This window comes from Streptomyces sp. NPDC048696, assembly GCF_043198895.1.
Lineage (GTDB): Bacteria > Actinomycetota > Actinomycetes > Streptomycetales > Streptomycetaceae > Streptomyces.
On record NZ_JBICVJ010000009.1, the window covers coordinates 319,585 to 345,119 of the forward strand.

Genomic DNA, 25,535 nt, shown 5'->3' on the forward strand with positions numbered 1-25,535 from the left:
GGCCCCACCCGGTCGCAGGACCGGGTGGGGCCACGTTCGTACCGCGTTCGTAGCGCCGCTACACGACAACCCGTCCTACAGCGCGAGCCGCTGCCCGGGCAGGATCAGGTTCGGGTCGGCGCCGATGACGGCCTTGTTGGCCGCGTACAGCGTCTGCCAGCCCGTGCCGTGCGCCGCCGCGATGGCGGAGAGCGTGTCGCCCTCGCGCACGGTGTAGTCGCCGCCGCGCGCGGAGCGGTCGGCGTGGACGGACGGCCGCTCGGCGGACGCGGCCCGCTCCGGCTGAGCCTGGCGTGTTTCGGCCTTGCCCGATTCCGCCTTGTGCGGCTGGGACTTGGGCGCGTGGAACGTCTTCGACACGCTCTTGGGCTTCGGCGCGGACGGCTTCGGCGCCGATGGCGCGCTCCCGTACGCCCCCGCGACGGCCGAGCAGCTGGGCCACGCGCCCCAGCCCTGCGCGTGCTGGAGCCGGGTGGCGACGGCGATCTGCTGCGCCCGGCTGGCCCGGTCGGCGGTGGAGGCGTACGCCCCGCCGCCGTACGCCCGCCAGGAGCCGGCGGAGAACTGGAGCCCGCCGTAGTAGCCGTTGCCGGTGCTGATGTGCCAGTTTCCTCCGCTCTCGCACTGGGCGATGCGGTCCCACACCGCACCGTCCGCCGCGCCCGCCGGGCCGGCGGAGACCGCGAGCAGGGCCAACGGCGCCGCCACCACGGCGGCTCCGATCAGCGCCGCCGTGGCACGGACGCGCCTGGAGCCGGAACGACTGGTACCAACAGACATGAAGTCCCTCTTCCGAAGGACCCGGGGTTCCCCCTTGACGCCACGGCCCTCGACGCGTCCGGCGTCTCGGTCCGTGCCGCCCCGCCCGCCGGGGTCGTGCGCTTGCCTGTGGTGCGGTCGTACGAGTCGTACTGGTTCGTGCGGCCGTACGGGGCGGGCTGCCCGGGCGGTGCTCGATGCACACGGCGTGGAATGTAGGGACCGGATCACCCTGGTATCAACCAATGCCTTGTCATTCCAGGCCAGTTGACTATTACCCCAGGTAACGGCTATTTCAGGACACCCACTTGATTGAGGGATTTCAGGATTTGTCGACCTGCTGTCGAGCTGATCTGTGACTCACCTCACCGGGTCAACTTCCGTGCGTCCGCCACCTGTTGACATGGAGTGAGGAGTTCCGGGGGCGCGCTCACGCTGTGCGCCCGCCGGTTCGATTCCGTTCGCCTCGGGGCGTGACCCCTGCCACAGATCCGCCGTTGTCCTTTCAGGAGCCGGGAACCACCCGGCGATCGCATCCAGTAGGAGCCACCCGTGCCGCGCATGCTCGACGTCAGCGAGGACGTCCGCGCCGAGATCGGCGACGAAGAAGCCGACCGGCTGCTCGCCGGCGAGAACGCCCCGGGCAGCTACGACTGCACCTCCTGCCGCACCCCGGGCGACTCCGAGCACGAAGCCACCAGCACCGTGCTCTTCGTCGGCGACGAGACCGCGGTCCTCGCCTTCGCCCACGCCTCCTGCATCCCCTCCCAGGTCGTCCAGGTCTCCGAGGAGCAGCTCCAGGGGGCCGTGCGGTCCATCACCGGCGACGAGTTCGGTGGCGCCGCGCCCGAGCAGGCCGTGCTCGGCATCACCAGCGGCCTCATCCTGATCGAGGGCGCGCTGCACCCGGCGCTCGTCGTGGAGCCGACCGCCCCCATCGCCCGCCCCGGCTCGGGCGGCACCGTGGACGAGTTCCTGCCGCTCCTCATCGAGCAGGGCTTCGTGCCGGTCACGGATGTCGGCCGGATGCCGTCGGTGCTGAGCGGCTGGTCCGTGCTGCTCGCGATGGGCCAGCTGCACGCGATCCTCCAGCCGGGCACGGGGGGCGGCGGCAGTCCGGTCTCGTGGTGGCAGGCCCATCAGCCGCTCCAGGTGACCGAGGGTTGGCGCGCGGCCGCCAACCGCACCCAGCGCGTCCTCGTCTTCGCGGCCCCGGTCGGCTCGATCGGCCAGCAGCCCCGCGAGGACCTGCTGCGCGACGCCCTGGAGAAGGCGGCCTCCGACGGCACGCTGGTGTCGGCGGCGATGCCGCTGGCGGGCACGTGAGCTGAACCGACGGCTCGAACGGACCCGGGGCCCGGACCATACGCGGCCCGGGCCCCGGTGTGTTGAAGCGAGGGTCCGCTCGGGCCGGAGCCGTGGCGACTCGGGCCGGAGCCGGTGCGACCGGGTGCCCGGGGCGTTCACATCGCCCCGGGCGGGTTCGGCCTGTTCCATCGGGGCGCCCAGACGCAGTCAGCGGGGCCTTCGTGTCACCCGTTCCGCCGGTACACCGGCGGAACACATGAGCGCCCCGCGTACGCCGGGATGCCCCAGTGCATCCGGTGTCGCGTGATATCCGCACTTTGGCCCGCATCCCGACGGCCCTCGGGGTCGTTGGCACATACGTGCACTCATACGAGCCCTCCCGCCAGCCGTACCAGTCGCAGATCCCGGCCATGCGCCCCGCGCACGACCTGTTCGGCGGGCACTCCGCCACCCCGATCTACGACGCGCTGTACTCCGAGTACCGCCGGTCCTTCCGGGCTCTGCCGGGCGACCGCAGCGGCGAGGACGACCTCGGTTTCCGCGGCTTCGCGGCCCTGGCGGCCGCGGCGCACGGCTTCCGCGGCGGCCACCAGCACCACAACCAGCCGTTCCACCCGCAGGGCCCGCAGCCCCAGACCCTGCCGAGCCTGACCGCGTACCCCGCGCACACCGGTGTCACCTGGCAGATGAGCGGCACCGCCACGGGCGCCATGCCCACCGGCATCGGCGCGGGCACCGGCCATATGACAGGGCGGCAGCACACCGGGCTCCATCCGCTCCCGGCCGCACTGCCGCCCGCACCGCGCCGGGGGCTGTGACAGCCCCCGCGACGGGGTTACTTCTTCTTGTTGGCGCCGCGCTTCTCGCGCACCCGCACCGAGATGTGGATCGGGGTGCCCTCGAAGCCGAACTCCTCGCGCAGCCGGCGCTCGACGAAGCGGCGGTAGCCGTGCTCCAGGAAGCCGGAGGCGAAGAGCACGAACCGCGGCGGCTTCGTGCCCGCCTGCGTACCGAACAGGATGCGCGGCTGCTTGCCACCGCGGATCGGGTGCGGGTGGGCGGCGACGATCTCACCGAGGAAGGCGTTGAGCCGCCCGGTCGGGACGCGCGTCTCCCAGCCCGCCAGAGCGGTCTCGATGGCCGGGACCAGCTTCTCCATGTGGCGGCCGGTCAGGGCCGAGACGTTGACGCGCGGGGCCCAGGCCACCTGCTGCATCTCGGTCTCGATCTCGCGCTCCAGGTAGTAGCGGCGCTCCTCGTCGAGGTCGTCCCACTTGTTGTACGCGATGACGACGGCACGGCCCGACTCGACGGCCATGGTGATGATGCGCTGGTCCTGGACGCTGATGTTCTCGGTCGCGTCGATCAGGATGACGGCCACCTCGGCCTTCTCGACGGCGGCGGCCGTGCGCAGCGAGGCGTAGTAGTCGGCGCCCTGCTGGAGGTGGACCCGCTTGCGGATGCCCGCGGTGTCGATGAACTTCCAGGTCACCCCGCCGAGCTCGATGAGCTCGTCGACCGGGTCGCGGGTGGTGCCGGCCAGCTCGTTGACGACGACGCGGTCCTCCTTCGCCACCTTGTTCAGGAGCGAGGACTTGCCGACGTTCGGGCGGCCGATGAGCGCGATACGGCGGGGGCCGCCGACGGCGGCGCCGCCGAAGGTCTGCGCGGGCGCCTCGGGCAGCGCCTCCAGGACGGCGTCCAGCATGTCGCCGGTGCCGCGGCCGTGCAGCGAGGAGACCGGGTGCGGCATGCCGAGGCCGAGCGACCACAGCGCGGCGGCGTCCGCCTCGCCCGACTGGCCGTCCACCTTGTTGGCGCACAGCACGACCGGCTTGCCGGCCCGGCGCAGCAGCTTGACGACGGCCTCGTCGGTGTCGGTGGCGCCGACCTTGGCGTCCACGACGAAGACACAGGCGTCGGCGGCCTCGATCGCGTACTCCGCCTGGGCGGCCACGGACGCGTCGATGCCGAGGACGTCCTGCTCCCAGCCGCCGGTGTCGACGACCTTGAAGCGGCGGCCCGCCCACTCCGCCTCGTAGGTGACGCGGTCGCGGGTGACGCCCGGCTTGTCCTCGACGACCGCCTCGCGGCGGCCGATGATGCGGTTCACCAGGGTCGACTTGCCGACGTTCGGGCGGCCGACGACGGCGAGGACGGGCAGCGGGCCGTGGCCCGCCTCCTCGATCGCGCCCTCGACGTCCTCGATGTCGAAGCCCTCTTCCGCGGCGAGCTCCATGAACTCCGCGTACTCGGCGTCGCCAAGCGCTCCGTGGTCGTGCTGGTCGTTCATGAAGTCCGTTCCTCGTTCTGCGTCATCGATGGACCGGGCGTCCGGTCCACTACTCAAGTCTCAAGTCTCGCTCAGCGCCCGGTGAGGCGCCTGGCGTTTTCCAGGTGGCCGGTGAGCCGCTCCTGAATCCGTACGGTCGCCTCGTCCAGCGCCGTCCGGGTCCGCCGTCCGCTGCCGTCCCCGGCCTGGAAGGCGTCGCCGAAGACGACGTCGACCCGGCTGCGCAGGGGCGGCAGCGCCTTTATCAGCCGTCCCGGGCGATCGGTGCTGCCCAGGACCGCCACGGGGACGACGGGCGCCCCCGACCGTACGGCGAAGTAGGCGAGGCCGGCCCGCAGCGAGGCGAAGTCGCCGTCGCCCCGGGTGCCCTCGGGGAAGATCCCGAGCACCCCGCCGTTGTCGAGCACGGCCAGCGCGTCGGTGATCGCCGCGCGGTCGGCGGCCGAGCGGTCGACCTTCACCTGGCCGATCCCCTCAAGGAACGGCCCCAGAGGCCCGACGAAGGCCTCCTTCTTGATCAGGAAGTGGGTGCCGCGCGGGGCGGTGCCCATGACCATCGGGCCGTCGATGTTGTGCGAGTGGTTGACGGCGAGGATCACCGGGCCGCTCGCCGGAACCCGCCAGGCGCCGAGCACCCGGGGCTTCCACAGCCCGTACATGAGCCCGACCCCGATCCGGCGCCCGATCTCGGCGCCCCGCTCCGTGGGAGCTGTCAGCACTTGGCGGCCTGCTTCTCCTCGATGAGGGTCACCACGCACTCGATGACCTGGTCGAGGGTGAGCTCGGTGGTGTCCACCTCGACGGCGTCGGCCGCCTTGGCCAGCGGGGAGGTCTTACGGCTGGAGTCCGCCGCGTCCCGCTTGATCAGGGCTTCCTTCGTGGTGGCCACGTCGACGCCCTTCAGCTCACCGCTGCGCCGGGCGGCGCGCGCCTCCGGGGACGCGGTGAGGAACACCTTCAGGTCGGCGTCGGGCAGCACCGTCGTACCGATGTCGCGCCCCTCGACCACGATGCCGGTCTCGGCGGCGGCCGCCGTGTCCCGCTGGAGCTGGGTGATGAGCGCCCGCACCTCCGGGACGGCGCTGACCGCGCTGACCTTGGCGGTGACCTCCTGCGTACGGATCGGACCCGACGCGTCCAGGCCGTCCACCGTGATGGTCGGCGCCGAGGGGTCGGTGCCGGAGACGATGACGGGCTTGGCGGCCGCGGTGGCGATCGCCGCCGGGTCCTCGGTGTCGACGTCGTTGCTGAGCATCCACCAGGTGATCGCCCGGTACTGGGCGCCGGTGTCCAGATAGCTCAGCCCCAGCTTGGCGGCGACCGCCTTGGAGGTGCTGGACTTGCCGGTGCCGGAAGGGCCGTCGATGGCGACGATCACAGCTGCCGGAGCGGTCCGGGCGGCGCTTTCCACGGTGACGGACACCTTCCTGGTACGGAGACGGGGTGGGCGGGCACACATCCGCCCCGCACCAAGGTTACTGGCTCATACGTGCGGCCCGTTCCGGCGGCTACTGGCGGATCGCCCAGCCCCGCTCCCGCAGGGACGCGGTGAGGCCCGGCGCGGCGGCCGGCTCCACCATCAGCTGGACCAGACCGGCCTGCTGGGCGGTGGCGTGGTCGATGCGCACGTCCTCGATGTTGACCCCGGCCCGGCCGGCGTCGGCGAAGATCCGGGCCAGCTCGCCCGGCTGGTCGCTGATGAGCACCGCCACGACCTCGTACGCCGTGGGAGCCGCGCCGTGCTTGCCGGGCACCCGTTCGCGGCCCGCGTTGCCCCGCCGCAGCACGTCCTCGACGTCGGCCGCGCCGCCGCGCCGCTTCTGCTCGTCCGAGGACTCCAGGGAGCGCAGCGCCCGTACGGTCTCGTCCAGGTCGGCGGCGATGCCGGACAGCACGTCCGCGACCGGGCCCGGGTTGGCGGAAAGGATCTCCACCCACATCCGGGGGTCGGAGGCGGCGATCCGGGTCACGTCCCGGATGCCCTGGCCGCACAGCCGTACCGCCGTCTCGTCCGCCTCCGCCAGCCGGGCGGCGACCATCGAGGAGACCAGCTGCGGGGTGTGCGAGACGAGCGCCACCGCGCGGTCGTGCGCGTCCGCGTCCATCACCACGGGCACCGCGCGGCAGAGCGCGACCAGCTCCAGGGCGAGGTTCAGCACCTCGGTGTCGGTGTCCCGGGTCGGGGTGAGCACCCAGGGACGGCCCTCGAAGAGGTCGGCGGTGGCGGCGAGAGGGCCGGACCGCTCCTTGCCGGACATCGGGTGCGTACCGATGTACGCGGAGAGGTCGCAGCCCAGCGCCTCCAGGTCGCGGCGCGGGCCGCCCTTGACGCTGGCGACGTCTATGTAGGCGCGGGCGGCGCCGGAACGGATCGCCTCGGCGAGCGTGGCCGCGACATGGGCGGGCGGCACCGCGACCACCGCCAGGTCCACCCGGCCCTCCGGCGCCTCGTCCGTCCCCGCGCCGAGCGCGGCCGCGGTCCGGGCCTGGCCCGGGTCGTGGTCGACGAGGTGGACGGTGACCCCGCGCCCGGCGAGGGCGAGCGCGGCGGAGGTACCGATCAGGCCGGTACCGATGACGAGTGCGGTCCTCACTGGGCGATGTCCTTGCGACGTGCGGCGCCGAAGCGGCGCGGACTCCCGGGCCCGGGGACCCGGGCCTGAGACCTAAAGCCTAGTCAGCCCCACTGACACCCGGGCACGGCATCCACCGTACGGACGTCACGCGACGGCCCGCGACGGCATGGGGTAGAACGAAGCAATGATCTTCCATGTGGTCCCCCTGTCCGAGTGGACGGCGGCCGGGACAGGCCCGTACGCCCCGTCCTCGCTCGCGGCCGAGGGCTTCGTGCACTGCTCCGGCGACCGGGCGACCGCCTTGGCGATCGCCGACGCCCACTACGGGGACGAGTCGGCCCCGCTGCTCGTGCTGTCCCTCGACGAGGCCGCCCTCGGCGCCGAGGTCCGCTGGGAGGGCCGGGACGGGGCCTTCCCGCATGTGTACGGCCCGATCGAGCGGGCGGCGGTCACGGGCGTCGAGCAGCTGCACCGGGTCGCGGGGAGCTGGACTGCGCCATAAGGCGTACGGCACGCGCGCGTCGCCGTGTTCGCGGCGCAGGTGCACCAAGATGCACCCCATGGAAACGGCAACCACCCGCCGCGCGGTGCTCGCGGCGGCCGCGGGCACGGCCGCGCTGGCGGGCTGCGGCAAGAGCGACCACACGGGCGGCGGTACGGGCAGTACCCAGCAGGGTGCGGGGGACGGCGGCGTACTGGCGAAGACGTCCGACATCCCGGTGGGCGGCGGCAAGGTCTTCGCGGCCGAGAAGGTCGTGGTGACCCAGCCGGAGTCCGGCACCTTCAAGGCGTTCTCGGCGATCTGCACCCATCAGGGCTGCACGGTCAAGGACGTCTCGAATGGCACGATCAACTGCCCCTGCCACGGCAGCAAGTACCGCGTGGCCGACGCCTCGGTGGCGGCGGGCCCGGCCCCGCGCCCCCTCGCGCCCGAGCGCATCACGGTCGAAAACCAGTCGATCCGCCTGGCCTGACCGGCCACAATCGCCGGATGACGCCCGATCTGCTCGTCCGCGACCACACCGTGTACTCCTGCGTGATGGGCTCCCGCGCCTTCGGCCTGGCCACGTCCGCCAGCGACACGGACCGCCGAGGCGTCTACGTGGCCCCGACCGAGCTGTTCTGGCACTTCGACAAGCCGCCGACGCATGTCGAGGGCCCCGCCGAGGAGCAGTTCAGCTGGGAGCTGGAACGATTCTGCGAGCTGGCCCTGCGCGCCAACCCCAACATCCTGGAGTGCCTGCACTCACCGCTCGTGGAGCAGATCGACGACACCGGACGGGAACTTCTCTCCCTGCGCGAGGCGTTCCTCTCCCGACGGGCCCACGAGACGTTCACGGGCTACGCGGTGAGCCAGCGCCGAAAGCTGGAGGCGGACGTCCGGGTGCACGGCGCCCCGCGCTGGAAGCACGCCATGCATCTGCTGCGCCTGCTGACGAGCTGCCGCGACCTGCTGCGCACCGGCGCCCTCACGATCGACGTGGGCGCCGGGCGCGAGGACCTGCTGGCCGTGAAGCGCGGCGAAGTGCCCTGGCCGCGGGTCGAGTCCCGGATGGCCCGGCTCGCCGAGGAGTGCGGACAGGCCCTCGCCCGCACCCCGCTGCCGGCCGAGCCGGACCGCGCCCGGGTGGCGGACTTCCTGTTCCGGGTGCGGCGCGAGTCGGCGCTCACGCGTCCCAGAGCGCTCCAAGGGCGATGAGCTCACCGCGGTACTCGATCCGTTCCGCCCACTCCTTCGGCCAGGCCGCCACTCCCAGGTGAGCGCCCGCGAAAGCGCCCGCGAGGCAGGCGATGGAGTCCGAGTCGCCCTTGGTGCAGGCGGCTCGGCGCAAGGCCGTCAGCGGCTCGGACGGGAACAGCAGGAAGCAGACGAGCGCGGTGGCCAGCGCCTCCTCGGCGACCCAGCCGTCCCCGGTCTCCAGGCACGGGTCCGTCTCCGGCGACGGGTTGTGCAGCGCCTTGAGGACCCGGTCCAGGGCGTCCAGGCACTCGTCCCAGCCGCGCGCCATGAAGGCCGCCGGGCTCTCGTCGTGGGCGCGCGTCCACAGGTCGCCCAGCCACCGGTCATGGTAGCGGGTGCGGTTCTCGTACGCGTAGGAGCGCAGCTGGCCGACCAGGCCCACCGGGTCGGCGCCCTGGGCGAGCAGGAAGACCGCGCGGGCGGTCAGATCGCTCGCCGCCAGCGCCGTCGGGTGGCCGTGGGTGAGCGCCGCCTGGAGCTGCGCCGCGCCCGCCCGCTGCTCCTCGCTCAGCCCGGGCGCCAGGCCCACCGGCGCCACCCGCATGTTCGCGCCGCAGCCCTTGGAGCCGACCTGGCTCGCCTGCTGCCAGGGCACCTCGCTGTCCAGGTGCCGACAGGCGACCAGACAGGTGCGCCCGGGCGCCCGGTTGTTCTCCGGGGAGTGGTACCACTGCACGAACTCCTCGCGCACCGGCCGCTCCAGGCGGCGCGGGCCGAGCAGACCGCGGTCCATGGCGGCCCGTATGCCCCGCCCGACGGCGAGGGTCATCTGGGTGTCGTCGGTGACGATCGCGGGCTTGGGCAGCCGCATCTCGCGCCACGGCCCGCACTTGGCCAGGATCGCGGGCACGTCGCTGAACTCGGTCGGGAAGCCGAGGGCGTCCCCGAGCGCGAGTCCGACCAGCGTCCCGGTGGCCGCCTGTTTGGCTCGGCTGGTCACTCGACTGTTCATGAGGGTCGTCCTTCCGGGCGCAGTAGCGGCGGGTGCAGCGCGGTCGCCACGCCCGCCCGGTACAGCGCGGCCGGCTTGCCCCGGCCGCCGGTCAGACGCGCGGCGCCCGCCACCGGCTCCACGAAGCCGGGGGTGGCGAGGACCTTGCGTCGGAAGTTGGGCCGGTCCAGGGCGGTGCCCCAGACCGTCTCGTAGACCTGTTGCAGCTCGCCGAGGGTGAACTCGGGCGGGCAGAAGGCCGTGGCCAGGCAGCTGTATTCGAGCTTGGCGCCGATGCGCTCGCGCGCGTCGGCGAGGATCCGCTCGTGGTCGAAGGCGAGAGTGCCGTACGTGCCGAAGGGCACCCACTGCGCGTGTGCCGCGTCCCCGCCGCCGTGCGGCTCGGGCAGGTCCGGCACCAGCGCGGTGTACGCGACCGACACCACCCGCATCCGGGGGTCGCGGTCCGGGTCGCTGTAGGTCCGCAGCTGCTCCAGGTGCAGGCCCGCGACGACCGGGTCACCCAGTCCGGTCTCCTCGGCCAGCTCGCGCCGCGCCGCCTGCCCCGCGCTCTCCCTGGGCAGCACGAACCCGCCCGGCAGCGCCCACTCCCCCTTGTACGGCTCCTCGCCGCGCCGGATCAGCAGGACGTGCAGCCCGCCGTCCCGGACCGTCCAGACGGCGAGGTCGACGGTGACCGCGAACGGCACGAAGGCGTACGGGTCGTAGCCCTCCGGCACCCTGGCCGGCCCCGCCGCGCTCACCGTCGCCCCCGCGTCGACACGGGCGCGCGGAGGCCGCCCGGGTCGGTCATGCCCCGCCCGGCCGGGCCCCATCCGGCGAGGCCGCCGCCGTCCAGCCCCCAGCTCTCGCCCAGGAACGTGTCCACCGCGTCGAGGGCCGCCGCGAGCAGCCCGGCCGGACCGGAGCCCCGCAGCACGACCGTCTTCCCCGATGCCCCGCCCCCCAAGGCCGACGGCCCCGTCAGCAGGCGCAGGTGCCGGTCCCCGTCGGCGGGGGCGCCCGCGCAGAACAGGACCGGCGCCCCCGTGCGCGCCGCCCGCTCCCCCGCCGCCGCGCAGACCAGCACGGTCAGCGCCGAGCAGCGGTCCTCGGCGGTCCGTACGAGGTGGTGGTGACCGGCGTGCGGCGGGCAGAACGTGCCGATCACCAGCCCGTGTCCGTAGCGCTTCATCCCGTCACCCCCGCCACCTCCGGCGTTCTTTATAGTCATCATGACTATAAAGGCGCGCGGGGGGCGCGCACAACCGGCGTGCGCGCACAGCACGAAGCCCGGCCCCCGTCGGTCGGGGGCCGGGCTTCGGCAAAGGGTCACACCAGGACGGCTACAGGCCGACCTCGCGCATCAGCATGCCGACCTCGGTGTTGGTGAGGCGGCGCAGCCAGCCGGACTTCTGGTCGCCGAGCGCGATCGGGCCGAAGGAGACCCGGACGAGCTTCTCCACCGGGAAACCGGCCTCGGCCATCATGCGGCGCACGATGTGCTTGCGGCCCTCGTGGAGCTCGATCTCGACCAGGTAGTTCTTGCCGGTCTGCTGCACGACCCGGAAGGCGTCCGCGCGCGCGTAGCCGTCCTCCAGCTGGATGCCCTCCTTGAGCCGCTTGCCGATCTCGCGCGGCAGCGGGCCGGTGATGGCGGCCAGATAGGTCTTCTTCACGCCGTACTTGGGGTGGGTGAGACGGTGGGCCAGCTCGCCGTGGTTGGTGAGCAGGATGATGCCCTCGGTCTCGGTGTCCAGGCGGCCGACGTGGAACAGCCGCGTCTCGCGGTTGGTCACGTAGTCGCCGAGGCACTGGCGGCCGTCCGGGTCCTCCATCGTGGAGACGACACCGGCCGGCTTGTTGAGCGCGAAGAACAGGTACGACTGGGTGGCGACGGTCAGGCCGTCCACCTTGATCTCGTCCTTCTCGGGGTCGACGCGCATCCCCTGTTCGAGCACGATCTCGCCGTTGACCTCGACGCGGGCCTGCTCGATCAGCTCCTCGCAGGCGCGCCGCGAGCCCATGCCGGCCCGGGCGAGCACCTTCTGCAGCCGCTCGCCCTCCTCCTCGGCGCCCGGGAAGGTCTTGGCGATCTTGATGTCGGGCTTGTTCGCGTACCGGTCGCGGTTGCGCTGCTCGATCTTGGCGTCGAGCTCGCGCGAACGGGCCGGGGCCTGGCGCTGGCCGTGCGGGCCGCGGCGCGGCGGGGTGCCGCCCTGGGGCGACTTGGGGCCGCCCTTGGCGCCACCGCGCGCGGCCGCGCCGCGACCGCTGCGGGGGGCGTCGCCGCCCACGTCGTAGGTGCGCTCCTCGGGGCGCAGCGGGCGCTGCTTGCCGCTGCCGCTCTGGCGCGGGCCGCCGCCCTGGCGGTGGCCGTCCCGGCCGCCCCCGGCGCCGCCCCGGCCGCCGCCACCGCCGCCACCGCCGCTGCTGCCGCGGCCGCCGCTGTTGCCACCACGGCTCCCGCCGTTGTTTCCGCTGCTGTTCCTGCCGCTGCTTCGCATCAAATTTCCGTCTTGTCGTCTGCGTGGGTCTCCGGGGCGTCCAGCGCGTCCGGATCGAACGACGGCACACCTTCCAGCGTCTCGGCCTCGATCGCGTCCGCCTCGGGGAGGAAGGGCGCGAGCTCCGGGAGCTCGTCCAGGCCGCGCAGGCCCATCCGCTCCAGAAAGTAGTTCGTCGTCCTGTACAGGATCGCACCTGTTTCGGGTTCCGTCCCCGCCTCGTCCACCAGACCCCGCTGGAGGAGGGTCCGCATGACACCGTCGCAGTTGACCCCGCGCACGGCGGAGACCCGCGAACGGCTCACCGGCTGGCGGTAGGCGACGACCGCCAGGGTCTCCAGGGCCGCCTGGGTGAGCCGCGCCTGCTGACCGTCCAGGACGAACCCCTCGACGGCGTCCGCGTACTGTGCACGGCTGTAGAACCGCCAGCCGCCCGCCACCAGCCGCAGCTCGAAGCCGCGCCCCTGGACGGTGTACTCGTCCGCCAGCTCCCGCAGCGCGTCCGCGACGGCCCGCCGGGGCCGGTCCAGGACCTTCGCCAGATGCTCCTCGGTGGCGGGCTCGTCGACGACCATCAGGACGGCTTCGAGGGCGGGCTTGAGCGCGAGCCGCTGCGCCGCGCCGTCCTCCTCCGGTACGCCGTTCACGCGCTCTCCACCTCCACGACTTGGTCGAACTCGTCCGTCACGGCGGGCCGGGCCCCGTCGCCGCCGCTCCAGCGCACCACGAGCTCCCCCAGGGCCTCGTCCTGGTCGAGCACGACGGCCTTCTCCCGGTAGAGCTCCAGCAGGGCGAGGAAGCGGGCGACGACGGTGAGGGTGTCGGGCGCGTCCACGGTCAGCTCCTGGAAGCTGACGTCCCCGCGCTCGCGCAGCAGCGCGATGACGACCTCGGCCTGCTCCCGCACGGAGACGAGCGGCGCGTGGATGTGGTCCACGTACACCTGCGGCTTGGCCTTCGGCTGCATGGCCTTGACGGCGAGCTTCGCGAACCCGTCGGCCCCGATGCTGATGACGACCTCGGGCAGCAGCTCGGCGTGGTGCGCCTCAAGCCCGACGGTACGGGGGTAGCGGCGCGCCTCGTCGTCGAGCCGCGCGCTGAAGATGTCCGCGATCCGCTTGTACGCGCGGTACTGGAGCAGCCGCGCGAACAGCAGGTCCCGGGCCTCCAGCAGCGCCAGATCGCCCTCGTCCTCGACTTCGGCGACCGGCAGCAGCCGGGCGGCCTTGAGATCGAGCAAGGTGGCCGCGACGACCAGGAACTCGGTGGTCTGGTCGAGATCCCAGTCCGGCCCCATGGCCCGGATGTGCGCCATGAACTCATCGGTGACCTTCGACAGCGCGACCTCGGTCACGTCCATCTTGTGCTTCGAGATGAGCTGAAGCAGCAGGTCGAAGGGCCCTTCGAAGTTGGCGAGCCGAACGGTGAACCGCCCGTCCGAGGGGACGGTATCCGGGGGTTCCGGCGGCACCCCCAGGGGCGCGGGGAACTGCGCGACCGGCCCAGGACGGCCCGCAGCCGACGACGAAAGGTCCGGAGGCGAAGCCTCCAAGGGGGTGCGGGGGCGCAGCCCCGCGTGGGGGTCCGGGGGCACAGCCCCCGGGAGACCCTCCTCGTCCCCCTCCCACCCCCGGAGGGTGTCGGGAAGGGGCGGGGTGGGGGAACCCCCCGGCCCCAGCCCCAGCGCACGCCGAGCCCCCCGCGCAGCGGGCACGTTCGGTGCAAAGGCGCCGGAGGCGTCGGAGGCGGTGGGCAAGAGGCGTTCCAGGGGCTGCGAAGCGGGCGGTACGAGGCGCGGCGGGCCGCACGGCGCAGGCTAGTGCTACCGCCCCCGCAGACGCCGCACGAGGATGCTCGCGTCGCCCCGCGACTCCAGGTCGGCCAGGACCACGGCCACGGCCTCCCGCACGATCCGCCCGCGGTCGACCGCGAGCCCGTGCTCCCCGCGCAGGACCAGGCGCGCGTGCTCCAGGTCCATCAGCTCCTCCGCGGAGACGTACACCGTGATCTTCTCGTCGTGCCGCTCACGGCCGCTGGGGCGCCGGTTGGCCGCCCGGGCCCGCCGACGCTGCTGCGCGGTGCTGGAGGCGGCCGCAGGGGCCGGACGGGCCCCCTTGGGGGCCTCGGCGGCCGACGCCGTGCGGCTGCGCGGCTCGGCCGAGGCCGACTCCTCCTCGGCGGCCGAGTGCTCGGCCCCGGACGCGGACCCGTCCGCCGCCGCGGGGTCGCTCTCGCCCGCCGGACCCGGCACCCGCGCCTCGCCGTTGGTCCGCCGCGGGGCGGAGGACTGGAGCGCCATCCCTCCGGTCGTACGGAACAGTTCGTCGGCCCCGGGCAGACTCACTCGGCGTGACACCGGGCGAGCACCTCCCTGGCGAGCTGGCGGTAGGCGGCGGCGCCGACGGAGTTGGACGCGTACGTGGTGATGGGCTCGCCCGCGACCGTGGTCTCCGGGAAGCGCACCGTGCGGCCGATCACCGTGTGGTACACGTGGTCGTCGAAGGCCTCGACCACCCGGGCCAGGACCTCGCGGCTGTGCACCGTGCGCGAGTCGTACATCGTCGCGAGGATGCCGTCGAGCTCCAGGTCGGGGTTGAGCCGCTCCTGGACCTTCTCGATCGTCTCGGTCAGCAGGGCGACACCGCGCAGCGCGAAGAACTCGCACTCCAGCGGCACGATCACCTTGTGAGCCGCCGTCAGGGCGTTGACGGTGAGCAGGCCGAGCGAGGGCTGACAGTCGATCACGATGTAGTCGTAGTCGGCCATCAGGGGCTTGAGGGCACGCTGGAGCGTGGACTCGCGGGCCACCTCGCTCACCAACTGCACTTCGGCGGCGGAGAGGTCGATGTTGCTCGGCAGCAGGTCCATGTTGGGAACCGCGGTCTTGAGCAGGACCTCGTCGGCCGACATGCCCCGCTCCATGAGCAGGTTGTAGACCGTCAGGTCGAGCTCCATCGGGTTCACACCCAGGCCCACCGAGAGGGCGCCCTGCGGGTCGAAGTCGACGAGCAGCACCCGGCGTCCGTACTCCGCGAGCGCGGCACCCAGGTTGATGGTCGACGTGGTCTTGCCGACGCCGCCCTTCTGGTTGCACATCGCGATGATCTTCGCGGGACCGTGGTCGGTCAGCGGACCCGGGATCGGGAAGTACGGCAGCGGCCGTCCGGTGGGGCCGATCCGCTCGCGGCGCTGACGCGCGGCGTCGGGAGCGAGGGTGGCCGCGTACTCGGGGTCGGGCTCGTACTCGGCGTCGGGGTCGTAGAAGTGCCCCTGGGGCACCTCGTCGTAGTCGGCGAAAGCGGCGGTCTCGCGGCCGCTCTCGTTGCCGGCCATGGCGTTCACGTGTAGGCCGTCCATCATCCGTGGGGCTGTCGTCATGTGCGGGGTGGTTGCGAAGGCGCGGACCGCGACGGAGCCGACAGCCTCAGCAGGCCCCGAAGGGCCATGGCCCCGTGCGGGCATCCCTGGTTGACCACCTCCGGGAGTAAATGTCGACTCATTCACAAGTCGTCTTACCTCCTTGGAAGTGACCAGGAAACTTTATCGATAGGTCAGCGTGGCACCATGCCGACGGTTGGCGACTCTATGGCGTGTCACCGGTCCGCAGCAACACAATCCGCCGGACCCGGCCGGATGTGTCGGCAATGGAACACCACTCTGTCAAGGGCGTACAGGCGTCAGAGCGCACGTTTCGGGGGTGCGCGAAACGGTTAAACAGTTACGTTCGAGGCGAGTTGAGCGAGCCTGTCACACTCCGGTGGAAGTGTCGTGATACACACCCGGCCGGACCTTGGTCGACAAGGTCCGGCCGGGTGTGTGATGTTGACGGTCCGCGTTGACGAACCGTTTTGTCAGAGCGTCGGATCAGCCGAGCAGCGTGCCCAGCTCGACGGCCTCCAGGCCGTGGGCCTCGGCGACCGGGCCGTAAACGACCTGGCCGTCATGGGTGTTGAGACCCAGGGCGAGCGCCGGGTCGCGGCGCAGCGCCTCGACCCAGCCGTTGTTCGCCAGCGACACGATGTAGGGCAGCGTGGCGTTGGTGAGCGCGTACGTGGAGGTGTTCGGCACCGCGCCCGGCATGTTGGCGACGCAGTAGAAGACCGAGTCGTGGACCATGAAGGTCGGCTCGGCGTGCGTGGTCGGACGGGAGTCCTCGAAGCAGCCGCCCTGGTCGATCGCAATGTCGACAAGGACACTTCCGGGCTTCATCTTGGCGACGAGCTCGTTGGTGACCAGCTTCGGGGCCTTGGCGCCCGGGATCAGCACCGCGCCGATGACGAGGTCGGCCTCGACGACGGCCTTCTCCAGCTCGTAGGCGTTGGAGACGATCGTCTTCACCTTGGTGCCGAAGATCTTGTCGGCCTCGCGGAGCTTGTTGATGTCCTTGTCGAGCAGGGTCACGTGGAAGCCCATGCCGACGGCGATCTGGGTGGCGTTCCAGCCGGAGACGCCGCCGCCGATGACGACGCACTCGCCGGCGTGGGTGCCGGGGACGCCGCCGGGGAGCACACCGCGGCCGCCGACCGAGCGCATCAGGTGGTACGCGCCGACCTGCGGGGCGAGGCGGCCCGCGACCTCGGACATCGGGGCGAGCAGCGGCAGCGCGCGGCCCGCGGTCTCGACCGTCTCGTACGCGATGGCGGTGGTGCCGGACTCCAGGAGGGCGTCCGTGCACTCGCGGGAGGCGGCGAGGTGCAGGTACGTGAAGAGCGTCTGGTCCTTGCGGAGGCGGTGGTACTCCTCCGCGATGGGCTCCTTGACCTTCAGCAGCAGGTCGGCGGCGGCCCACACCTCGTCGGCGGTACCGAGGATCTCGGCGCCGGCGGCGACGTACTCGGCGTCGGTGATCGACGAACCGACACCGGCGTTCTGCTCGATGACGACCTGGTGGCCGTGGCGCACCAGCTCGTGGACGCCGGCGGGGGTGATGGCCACCCGGAACTCGTTGTTCTTGACCTCGCGGGGGATACCGACCTTCACGTCGATCACGGTCCTTGGCTCAGGGGATGAAGGGGGTCTAACACGTACATACCCGGATGCACAGGGGCGCACCGGGAGACACCGCAAGAAGGTGCGGCGGAGCCAGTCTAATGAAGGTTTTCCAGCTGTCTACCCTTACAAACCATTAATCTTTGGCCGACACGCTACGGATTTCGCAGGCCGGAACGGCGGCTTCACCTTCGGGTCCCAGCAGCCTCTCGGCGGCACCCCGGTGCAGCCTGGCCCCGGCCGGGTCGCCGAGCCGGTCGAGGGTGTCCGCGAGCCTGAGCTGGAGGGCCGCCTGGAGACGCAGATCACCGGCCTGCCGCGCCCACTCGACCGCCTCCCGGCAGGTGCGCAGCGACTCCTCGGGACGCCCGGCGTACTCCTGGACCCGGGCCGCCTCGCTCAGCGCCCGCGCCTGGCCCGGCAGATCGCCGAGACGGCGGTATCCGGCCACCGCGGCGCGCCAATTGCGCAGCGCCTCGCCGTACCGGCCCGCGTAGGTGTGCACCGCGCCGAGCCGCCCGTACAGCCGGGCCTCGTCCTCGCGCTCGCCCCGCGCGAGCCGCTGGGCGAGCGCCCTGCCGTACCAGTCGGCGGCCCGCTGCCAGTCGCCGAGCTCCTGGTGGGCGCCGCCTACGGATTCCATCGCGCGGCCCGTCGCGTACGGGTCGTTCGCGGCCCGGCCCGCGTCCAGCGCCGCCCGGTAGCGCACCAGCGCCTCGGCCGTCCGCCCGGTCCCCGCGTCCAGATCGCCCAGATTGAGCAGGGCCGCGGCCTTCTCCCGGTGCAGATTCCGTCGCTCAGCCACATCGAGGACCAGCTGGTGAAGACCGTAGAGCTCGGGCGCGGCCGCCTCGGTGCCCTGGTGCGCGGCGAGCGCCCGCACCAGGGCCGCCACCAGGCGCCGGGCCAGGGTGTCCAGGTCGCCGTCGTGGACCGCGAGCCGGGCGGCCGCGAGCAGCGCGGGCCGGCGGGTGCGCAGCCACTCGGCCGCGAGCGGGGCGCTGGGGAAGCGCAGGGCGCGGGGCAGTCCGGCGAGCTTCTTGCGGGCCGGGGAGCCGTCCGGCTCGGTGACCGCGCGACAGGACTGGAGCAGCCGCACGGTCCGCTCCAGCATCCGGGCCCGGGCCAGCTGCACCTCCCCCGCCCGGTCGGTCGCGGCCAGCTTCACCAGCAGCGGCGCGAGCCAGCCGGGCACCGCGTACTGGGCGGGCCGCTCGTGCGGCTCGCCCACGGTCCGCAGCAGCCCGTACGCGACGAAGTCCTCCAGTGTGTTCTGCGCCGCCGACACCGAACAGCCGGCCAGGGCCGAGGCGGTCTGGGCGTCGACGAAACCGGCCGGGGCGAGCGAGAGCAGCCGCAGCAGCCGCGCGTTGGGCTGCGGCAGCGACTCGTACACCAGCCGGAAGACCCGTACCAACGGCCGCTCGGCGACGGGGAGTTGACCGGTGAGGACGCCGCCGTCGTCGGGCAGCGCGTGCAGCCGCTTGGCCACGTCGGCGACGGCCGCCTGGGGCCGGATCGAGAGCCAGCCGCCGGCCAGCGCGAGCGCGGCGGGCTGGCCCGCGCACTCCTCGGCCAGCTGCTCGGCCGCCCGCGGGTCCACGGTGATCCGGACGGAGCCCGCGAAGCTCTCCAGGAACTCGACGGACGCCTTGGGGAGCAGGCCGCCGAGCGTGCACGGCCGTACGTCGGGGATGCCGGTGAGCGGTCCGCGCGCGGTCGCCACCACCAGGCAGTCGGCGTTCTCGGGCAGCAGCGGGTCGACCTGCTCGGCGCTGGCCGCGTCGTCGAGGAGCAGCAGCACCCGGCGGTCGCGAAGGGCCTCGCGCACCAGCTGCGTCAGCTCGTCCTCACCGCCGCCGGGCGGCACCGGAACGTCCAGTACGTCCAGGAGTTCGCGGGCCGCCCGCTCGGTGGGGACGGGGGTGCCGCCGGGCTCGGTGAGGCCGACCCGGAGCACTCCGTCGGGGTAGTCGTCGCCGAGCCGGCGAGCCAGTTCCTCGGCGAGCGCGGTCCGGCCGGAGCCCGGCCGTCCGGCGATGAGCAGCACGCGCGCGCGGGGCGACTTGCGGCCGGACAGGGTGTCGAGCCCGGCCCGCTCGACGTCCTCGCGCAGCTCCTTCAACTCCCGCTGGCGGCCGAAGAACTGACGGCCGTTCCACTCCTGCGGACCAGCGGCAGAGCCGCCCACGTCCACCGCCTGATCCGTCACGGGCCACGCTCCGTCCGCTGCGCACGAGCCGAGCCCGGCGGGTCTCCGCACGGGCGTTCCGAGCGTAGTTCACCCTCCGCTACCGGCCCGGTCGAGCGCGGCGGACAGGTCGCCCGATCGGATCAGCGGATCGTCGCACCGGCGCGCCCCCGAACGGGGCGACAGGCCTACTTCTCGAACGGGCGGGCCGGCCAGGGCGCCTCGGCCGGGCGCAGCGTGTCCACGCCGGACCCCGCCTGCGCGGCCGTGAGCGCGAGGACGCCCACCACCAGGCAGTTGTTGTGCAGCTCACCGGCCAGCACACCCCGTACGAGCTCGGCCAGGGGCACCCGGGCGAGCTCCATGTCGGCCTCCTCCTCGGAGACCTCGAAGCGCTCGCCCTCCGCCTCGGAGAGATCGCGGGCGAGGAAGATCCGTACGGCCTCGTCGCAGCCGCCGGGCGTGGTGTAGACGTCGGTGAGGACCCGCCAGTCCTCGGCCTTGACGTGCGCCTCCTCGTACAGCTCGCGCTGGGCGGCGTGCAGCGGGTTCTCGCCGGGCACGTCGAGCAGGCCGGCCGGGATCTCCCACAGCTTGTGGCGCACCGGGTGGCGGTACTGGCGCAGCACCAGGACCCGGCCCTCGCCGTCGAGGGCGAGGACGGCGACGGAGCCCGGGTGGACCTGGTAGTCGCGGCGCGCGACCGTACCGTCGGGCATGACCACGTCGTCGGTGCGCACGCTGGTCTTGTTGCCCTCGAACGGAGTCGTGGTGGCGACGACCCGCCATTGTTCGGGGGTGTCCTGGAGCTGCATCGATGTCCTCCCGCAAAACGAAACCGGGGCACGCGTCCGATGAGGACCCGTACCCCGGCAACCGTATCGTCTGGTTACTTCTTGCCGGACTTCCGCGCGGCTTCCTGGCGCTCGACGGCCGCCTTCACCAGACCCGCGAAGAGCGGGTGCGGGCGGGTCGGGCGGGAGCGCAGTTCCGGGTGCGCCTGGGTGGCGACCAGGTAGGGGTGCACCTCGCGCGGGTACTCGACGTACTCGACGAGCTTGTTGTCGGGGGACGTGCCCGAGAAGACGATGCCCGCCTTCTTCTCCAGCTCCGCGCGGTAGGAGTTGTTGACCTCGTAGCGGTGGCGGTGGCGCTCCTCGACGTACGGCTGGTCGTCGTAGACCTCGCGCACGATCGAGCCCTCGGCGAGCTTCGCCGGGTACATGCCGAGCCGCATCGTTCCGCCCAGGTCGCCCGCGCCCTCGACGTACGCCAGCTGCTCCTCCATCGTCGAGATGACGGGGTGGGCGGTGGCGGCGTCGAACTCCGTGGAGTTGGCGTCCGGGATGCCGGCCAGGTTGCGGGCGGCCTCGATCACGATGCACTGCAGGCCCAGGCAGATGCCGAGCAGCGGCACCTTGTTCTCGCGGGCGTACTGGATCGCGCCGATCTTGCCGTTGACACCCCGGTCGCCGAAGCCGCCGGGCACCAGGATCGCGTCGACGTCGCCGAGGTTCTTCTTGGCGCCGGCCGGGGTCTTGCAGTCGTCCGAGGTGACCCACTTGACCTTGACGCGGGCCTTGTTGGCGAAGCCGCCGGCGCGCATGGCCTCGGTGATCGAGAGGTAGGCGTCCGGCAGGTCGATGTACTTGCCGACCAGCGCGACCGTGACCTCGTGCTGCGGGTTGTGGACCCGGTCCAGCAGGTCGTCCCACTGCGTCCAGTCCACGTCGCGGAACGGCAGGTCGAGCTTGCGCACGACGTACGCGTCCAGGCCCTCGGTGTGCAGGACCTTCGGGATGTCGTAGATCGACTTGGCGTCGATGGCGGCGACCACCGCGGCCTCGTCGACGTCGCACATCAGCGAGATCTTGCGCTTGATCGAGAGCGGCACCTCACGGTCGGCGCGCAGCACGATCGCGTCGGGCTGGATGCCGATGTTGCGCAGGGCCGCGACCGAGTGCTGGGTCGGCTTGGTCTTCAGCTCGCCGGAGGGGCCGATGTAGGGCAGCAGCGAGATGTGCACGACGAAGACGTTGTCGCGGCCGACCTCGTGGCGGACCTGGCGGACGGTCTCCAGGAACGGCAGCGACTCGATGTCGCCGACCGTGCCGCCGACCTCGGTGATGACGACGTCGACGTCGTCGGTCGCCATCCGGCGGATGCGGTGCTTGATCTCGTTGGTGATGTGCGGGATGACCTGGACGGTGTCGCCCAGGTACTCGCCGCGCCGCTCCTTGGCGATGACCTGCGAGTAGACCTGGCCGGTGGTGACGTTGGCCGAGCCGTCGAGGTCGACGTCGAGGAAGCGCTCGTAGTGGCCGATGTCCAGGTCGGTCTCGGCGCCGTCGTTGGTGACGAACACCTCGCCGTGCTGGAACGGGTTCATCGTGCCCGGGTCGACGTTCAGGTACGGGTCGAGCTTCTGCATGGTGACGCGCAGGCCGCGCGCCTTGAGGAGCGCACCCAGGCTGGAGGCAGTCAGACCCTTGCCGAGGGAAGAGGCGACACCCCCGGTGACGAAGATGTGCTTGGTCGTCGAGGACGCAGAGGATCGAGTCTGCATGGCCAAGAGGGGGCTCCCGTGGTCGCGGTCTGGAAGTGCGTGCCGACTGCCCGGTGCCGGATCCTGTCGGGATTCCGGGGGGCGCCGTCGCTGCGGTTCGGGGGTTCTTGCACCACCCGGCCACGGGCTACCAGGGTATCAGCGAGTGCGGCTCACCGCTTCCGGCCACGCTCCGCACACCCCCTTGCAACCCTGTGTACTCCACTCACCCGGACGGCCCAGTGGCGTTGCGCCAAGCCCTCGGCGGATCACCCACGTGCGTCGTATCCTGCTCGGACACTCGCCGCCGAGCCGCTGGTAACACGGCACCACCCCGGCCGTCACCCGCAACATGCGCTCGTTGGCTGTCCCTTGACCGCAGTCGCAGTAGCAGTAAGCGCCCCGCGGGGCGGACGTGGCCGTTCGACTGGAGATTGCACGTGGCCGGGCGCATCGAGGATTACGCACTCATCGGAGACATGCAGACCGCCGCACTGGTCTGCCGGGACGGCACGACCGACTGGTTGTGCCTGCCACGCTTCGACTCGCACGCCGTCTTCGCCGGACTGCTCGGCACAGATGAACACGGCTTCTGGCGGATCGGCCCGGCCCACGCGGCCGACGCCGAGCCACCCCGGGCGGACCGGCGCCGCTACCGGGGCGACTCGCTGATCCTGGAGTCGGAGTGGGACACCCCGCGCGGCACGGTCCGGGTGACCGACTTCATGCCGCCGCGCGACGGCGCGCCGCAGCTGATCCGGATCGTGGAGGGCGTCACCGGCCGGGTGCCGATGCGCAGCGCCCTGCGGATGCGTTTCAGCTACGGGCGTGTCGTGCCCTGGGTGCACAAGGTGGACGGCCGTACGGTCGCCGTCGCGGGCCCCGACTCGGTGTGGCTGGACACGCCGGTCGACACCTACGGCAAGAACCTCACCACGTACTCCGACTTCACCGTCTCCCCCGGCGAGCGCATCGCCTTCACGATCAGCTGGCAGCCCTCCCACAAGGAGCCGCCGGCCCTCTCCGAGCCGGAGGCGGCCCTGGAGGCGACCGAGGACTTCTGGCGGGAGTGGGTCGAGCACTGCACGTACCACGGGCCCTACCGCGAGGCCGTGGTCCGCTCGCTGATCACCCTGAAGGCGCTGACCTACGCCCCCACCGGCGGCATCGTCGCCGCGCCCACCACCTCGCTGCCCGAGGACATCGGCGGCTCGCGCAACTGGGACTACCGCTACACCTGGCTGCGCGACGCCGCGATCACCCTCTCCTCGCTGCTGCGCACCGGCTACCGCGAAGAAGCCCGCGCCTGGCGTGAGTGGCTGCTGCGGGCGGTCGCGGGCGACCCCGAGAACCTGCAGATCATGTACGGGATCGCGGGCGAGCGCGAGCTCGGCGAGGCCGAGCTGGACTGGCTGCCGGGATACGAGAACTCGGCCCCGGTCCGGGTCGGCAACGGCGCCGCCCACCAGCTCCAGCTGGATGTGTACGGCGAGGTCACCGAGGCCCTGCACCTGGCGCACATGACGGGCCTGGCCCGCAACGACTACGCCTCGCTGCTCCAGCTCAAGCTGATCAACTACCTGGAGAACCACTGGGACGAGCCGGACGAGGGCATCTGGGAGGTGCGCGGCCCACGCCGCCACTTCGTGCACTCCAAGGTGATGGCCTGGGTCGCCGTCGACCGCACGATCAAGCTGATCGAGTCGGGCGACGCGGACGGGCCGCTGGAGAAGTGGCGCGAGCTGCGCGACGACATCCACCGCGATGTCTGCGAGAAGGGCTACGACAAGGAACGCAACACGTTCACCCAGTCGTACGGCTCCAAGGAGCTGGACGCCTCGCTGCTGCTGATCCCGCAGATGGGCTTCCTGCCGCCGGACGACAAGCGCGTCATCGGCACCATCGAGGCGATCCAGCGCGAGCTGTCCACGCCCGACGGGTTCATCCTGCGCTACCCCACGGCGGGCGAGGAGGCGGGCTGCGACGGCCTGGAGGGCGACGAGGGCGCGTTCCTGGCCTGCTCGTTCTGGATGGCGGACGACCTGGCCATGATCGGCCGGGTCGACGAGGCCCGCAAGCTCTTCGAGCGGCTGCTCTCGCTGCGCAACGACATCGGGCTGCTCGCCGAGGAGTGGGACCCCCGGCTCCAGCGCCAGGTGGGGAACTTCCCGCAGGCGTTCAGCCACGTTCCGCTGATCGACACGGCGCTTCGGCTCACGGCCTCCGGCGCGTACGGGGGGTAGCTCCCCGCGCGCCCCCGGGTGGGTGCCCGCCTAGAGTGGAATTGTTCTGTCCCCTCCGAAAGGGGGGCGTCATGACCTCCCCCTCCAAGGCGGGCACGGCACTCGCCGAGCTCCGCGAAGACCTCTCGGGCGATGTGTTCGCGCCGGGCGATCCGGGGTACGACGACGCCCGGCAGGTCTTCAACGCCATGATCGACCGCCGCCCCGCCGTCATCGCGCAGTGCGCGTCCGACGCGGATGTGGCGACCGCCGTGCGCTTCGGCCGCGAACTCGATCTGAAGATCGCCGTCCGGGGCGGCGGCCACAGCGTCGCGGGGCAGGCCGTCAACGACAACGGCCTGGTCATCGATCTGCGCCGGATGCGCGATGTCACCGTCCACCCCGCCGCCCACGCCGTACGGATCCAGGGCGGCGCCACCATGAGCGAGCTGGACCACGCCACCCAGGAGTACGGGCTCGCCACGACCGGCGGCCGGGCCTCCACCACCGGCGTCGGCGGCTTCGTCCTCGGCGGCGGCACGGGGTGGCTGGACCGCCCGTTCGGGCTCGCGGTCGACAACCTCCTCGGCGTCGAGCTGGTCACCGCCGACGGCACGGCCGTCACCGCGAGCGCGGAGGAGAACCCCGAGCTGTTCTGGGCGCTGCACGGCGGCGGCGGCAACTTCGGCGTCGCCACCTCGATCACCCTGCGCCTGCACGATCTGCCTGCCTTCTCGATCGCCCTGATGATGTACCCGCCGGAGCTCGGCCCCGAGGTGGTCCGCACCTACCGCGAGCTGATCGAGGCCGCACCGCCCGAGGCGAGCGGCGGGGCCCTGTATGTGACCGGCCCGCCCGAGGAGTTCATCCCCGAGCACCTGGTCGGCAAGCTGCTGTGCGGCGCGCTCGTGACGTACGCGGGCCCGGCCGACCGGCTCACCAAGCTCGCCCAGCCGCTGCTCGCGCTGCCGCACGAGGTCGAGATCCTGGGCGACATGCCGTACGTGGATGTGCAGTGCATGCTCGACGACCCGCCGGGGATGCGGAACTACTGGTCGGCCGAGTATCTGACCGGTCTGCCCGACGAGCTGATCGACGTCTTCTGCGCCCGGGCCGACAGCCTCCCGGCGCCCACGGTCCAGCACGTGGTGTTCCCGCAGGGCGGCGCGATCGCGTCCGGCCCCGCCGAGTACCCGGTGCCCTACCGCGACGCGCCGTGGGCCGTGCACCCATTCGGGATCTGGGAGGACCCGGCGGACGACGAGCGCTGCGTGCGGTGGGTCAAGGACGTCCGCGCCGACGTACGGCCCTGGTCGACCGGCGCGGTCTACCTCAACTTCATCGGCGAGGAGGGCCAGGACCGGGTGGTCGCGGGCCTCGGCGCCGAGAACACCGCGCGGCTCGCCGCCGTCAAGCGCCGCTACGACCCCGACAACGTCTTCCGCTACAACCACAACATCGCCCCGGGCTGAC

At 72.3% G+C, this 25,535-nt stretch carries 23 protein-coding genes and 1 pseudogene; 7 read left to right on the forward strand and 17 right to left on the reverse strand.

Going from position 1 to position 25,535, the window contains the following annotated elements:
* Positions 1-75 precede the first annotated feature (75 nt).
* Positions 76-780 (reverse strand): transglycosylase family protein, encoded by a 705-nt coding sequence (locus ACGFRG_RS21410; RefSeq protein ID WP_361421459.1) that lies wholly within the window; start codon positions 778-780, stop codon positions 76-78.
* A gap of 531 nt (positions 781-1,311) precedes the next feature.
* Here ACGFRG_RS21410 and ACGFRG_RS21415 point away from each other — a divergent pair.
* Entirely contained in the window at positions 1,312-2,085 is a 774-nt protein-coding gene (locus ACGFRG_RS21415) for a hypothetical protein (RefSeq protein WP_361421462.1), read from the forward strand.
* 341 nt (positions 2,086-2,426) lie between these two features.
* Complete coding sequence (locus tag ACGFRG_RS21420; protein WP_361421465.1) at positions 2,427-2,885, forward strand: hypothetical protein; 459 nt, start codon at positions 2,427-2,429, stop codon at positions 2,883-2,885.
* A 17-nt stretch (positions 2,886-2,902) separates the two neighbouring features.
* Here ACGFRG_RS21420 and der read toward each other — a convergent pair whose 3' ends face one another.
* The 4 genes from der to ACGFRG_RS21440 form a co-directional block, all read right to left on the reverse strand.
* Complete coding sequence (der, locus tag ACGFRG_RS21425) at positions 2,903-4,360, reverse strand: ribosome biogenesis GTPase Der (protein ID WP_361421468.1); 1,458 nt, start codon at positions 4,358-4,360, stop codon at positions 2,903-2,905.
* Positions 4,361-4,431: 71 nt separating this feature from the next.
* Positions 4,432-5,118 (reverse strand): lysophospholipid acyltransferase family protein, encoded by a 687-nt coding sequence (locus ACGFRG_RS21430; protein ID WP_361421471.1) that lies wholly within the window; start codon positions 5,116-5,118, stop codon positions 4,432-4,434.
* Entirely contained in the window at positions 5,073-5,783 is a 711-nt protein-coding gene (gene cmk, locus ACGFRG_RS21435) for a (d)CMP kinase (RefSeq protein ID WP_361421474.1), read from the reverse strand. Before cmk ends, ACGFRG_RS21430 begins: the two co-directional genes overlap by 46 nt.
* 85 nt (positions 5,784-5,868) lie before the next feature.
* A complete protein-coding gene (locus ACGFRG_RS21440; RefSeq protein WP_361421477.1) occupies positions 5,869-6,954 on the reverse strand; it encodes a prephenate dehydrogenase in 1,086 nt (361 codons plus the stop codon).
* 166 nt (positions 6,955-7,120) lie between these two features.
* Here ACGFRG_RS21440 and ACGFRG_RS21445 point away from each other — a divergent pair, with 166 nt between their 5' ends.
* Genes ACGFRG_RS21445 through ACGFRG_RS21455 form a run of 3 tightly spaced genes read left to right on the forward strand, consistent with a single transcriptional unit; the run spans position 7,121 to position 8,635 of the window.
* Positions 7,121-7,438, forward strand: coding sequence for a DUF952 domain-containing protein (locus ACGFRG_RS21445; RefSeq protein ID WP_393266045.1), 318 nt, complete (start codon positions 7,121-7,123; stop codon positions 7,436-7,438).
* 58 nt (positions 7,439-7,496) lie between these two features.
* Positions 7,497-7,910 (forward strand): Rieske (2Fe-2S) protein, encoded by a 414-nt coding sequence (locus ACGFRG_RS21450; RefSeq protein ID WP_361421482.1) that lies wholly within the window; start codon positions 7,497-7,499, stop codon positions 7,908-7,910.
* A gap of 17 nt (positions 7,911-7,927) precedes the next feature.
* The gene (locus ACGFRG_RS21455) at positions 7,928-8,635 is read left to right on the forward strand and encodes a DNA polymerase beta superfamily protein (protein WP_361421485.1); all 708 of its coding nucleotides are present in this window, start codon (positions 7,928-7,930) and stop codon (positions 8,633-8,635) included.
* On the opposite strand, the gene ACGFRG_RS21460 is transcribed toward ACGFRG_RS21455, so the two are convergent.
* From ACGFRG_RS21460 to ACGFRG_RS21515, 12 genes and pseudogenes are all read right to left on the reverse strand, one after another.
* Entirely contained in the window at positions 8,604-9,629 is a 1,026-nt protein-coding gene (locus tag ACGFRG_RS21460; RefSeq protein ID WP_361421487.1) for an ADP-ribosylglycohydrolase family protein, read from the reverse strand. The genes ACGFRG_RS21455 and ACGFRG_RS21460 overlap by 32 nt on opposite strands.
* Positions 9,626-10,372, reverse strand: a complete 747-nt coding sequence (locus ACGFRG_RS21465; RefSeq protein ID WP_361421490.1) for an NUDIX domain-containing protein — start codon at positions 10,370-10,372, stop codon at positions 9,626-9,628. The genes ACGFRG_RS21460 and ACGFRG_RS21465 overlap by 4 nt, the downstream gene beginning before the upstream one ends.
* A 299-nt stretch (positions 10,373-10,671) precedes the next feature.
* Positions 10,672-10,803 (reverse strand): annotated as a pseudogene (locus tag ACGFRG_RS21470) (transcriptional regulator); the annotation flags it as partial.
* Between the two features lie 151 nt (positions 10,804-10,954).
* Positions 10,955-12,115 carry a pseudouridine synthase gene (locus ACGFRG_RS21475; RefSeq protein WP_393266049.1) on the reverse strand — a complete coding sequence of 387 codons (1,161 nt, stop codon included), beginning with the start codon at positions 12,113-12,115 and terminating at the stop codon, positions 10,955-10,957.
* Entirely contained in the window at positions 12,115-12,762 is a 648-nt protein-coding gene (gene scpB / locus ACGFRG_RS21480; protein WP_361421496.1) for an SMC-Scp complex subunit ScpB, read from the reverse strand. The genes ACGFRG_RS21475 and scpB overlap by 1 nt, the downstream gene beginning before the upstream one ends.
* Positions 12,759-13,871 (reverse strand): segregation/condensation protein A, encoded by a 1,113-nt coding sequence (locus ACGFRG_RS21485; RefSeq protein WP_393266053.1) that lies wholly within the window; start codon positions 13,869-13,871, stop codon positions 12,759-12,761. Before ACGFRG_RS21485 ends, scpB begins: the two co-directional genes overlap by 4 nt.
* Positions 13,872-13,937: 66 nt before the next feature.
* The gene (locus ACGFRG_RS21490) at positions 13,938-14,471 is read right to left on the reverse strand and encodes a hypothetical protein (RefSeq protein WP_361421503.1); all 534 of its coding nucleotides are present in this window, start codon (positions 14,469-14,471) and stop codon (positions 13,938-13,940) included.
* A complete protein-coding gene (locus ACGFRG_RS21495; protein WP_188275230.1) occupies positions 14,456-15,577 on the reverse strand; it encodes a ParA family protein in 1,122 nt (373 codons plus the stop codon). Before ACGFRG_RS21495 ends, ACGFRG_RS21490 begins: the two co-directional genes overlap by 16 nt.
* Before the next feature lie 402 nt (positions 15,578-15,979).
* Positions 15,980-17,095, reverse strand: coding sequence for an alanine dehydrogenase (gene ald, locus ACGFRG_RS21500; RefSeq protein ID WP_393266102.1), 1,116 nt, complete (start codon positions 17,093-17,095; stop codon positions 15,980-15,982).
* 145 nt (positions 17,096-17,240) lie between these two features.
* Positions 17,241-19,316 (reverse strand): tetratricopeptide repeat protein, encoded by a 2,076-nt coding sequence (locus tag ACGFRG_RS21505; RefSeq protein ID WP_393266056.1) that lies wholly within the window; start codon positions 19,314-19,316, stop codon positions 17,241-17,243.
* 167 nt (positions 19,317-19,483) lie between these two features.
* On the reverse strand, positions 19,484-20,110 hold the full coding sequence (locus ACGFRG_RS21510) for an NUDIX domain-containing protein (RefSeq protein ID WP_393266059.1): 627 nt from the start codon (positions 20,108-20,110) through the stop codon (positions 19,484-19,486).
* A 74-nt stretch (positions 20,111-20,184) separates the two neighbouring features.
* Positions 20,185-21,861 carry a CTP synthase gene (locus ACGFRG_RS21515; protein WP_361421512.1) on the reverse strand — a complete coding sequence of 559 codons (1,677 nt, stop codon included), beginning with the start codon at positions 21,859-21,861 and terminating at the stop codon, positions 20,185-20,187.
* A 419-nt stretch (positions 21,862-22,280) separates the two neighbouring features.
* On the opposite strand from ACGFRG_RS21515, the gene ACGFRG_RS21520 reads away from it, so the two are divergent.
* Both ACGFRG_RS21520 and ACGFRG_RS21525 read left to right on the forward strand, forming a co-directional pair.
* Entirely contained in the window at positions 22,281-24,083 is a 1,803-nt protein-coding gene (locus ACGFRG_RS21520; protein WP_361421515.1) for a glycoside hydrolase family 15 protein, read from the forward strand.
* A 71-nt stretch (positions 24,084-24,154) separates the two neighbouring features.
* Entirely contained in the window at positions 24,155-25,534 is a 1,380-nt protein-coding gene (locus tag ACGFRG_RS21525; RefSeq protein ID WP_361421518.1) for an FAD-binding oxidoreductase, read from the forward strand.
* Position 25,535 lies beyond the last annotated feature (1 nt).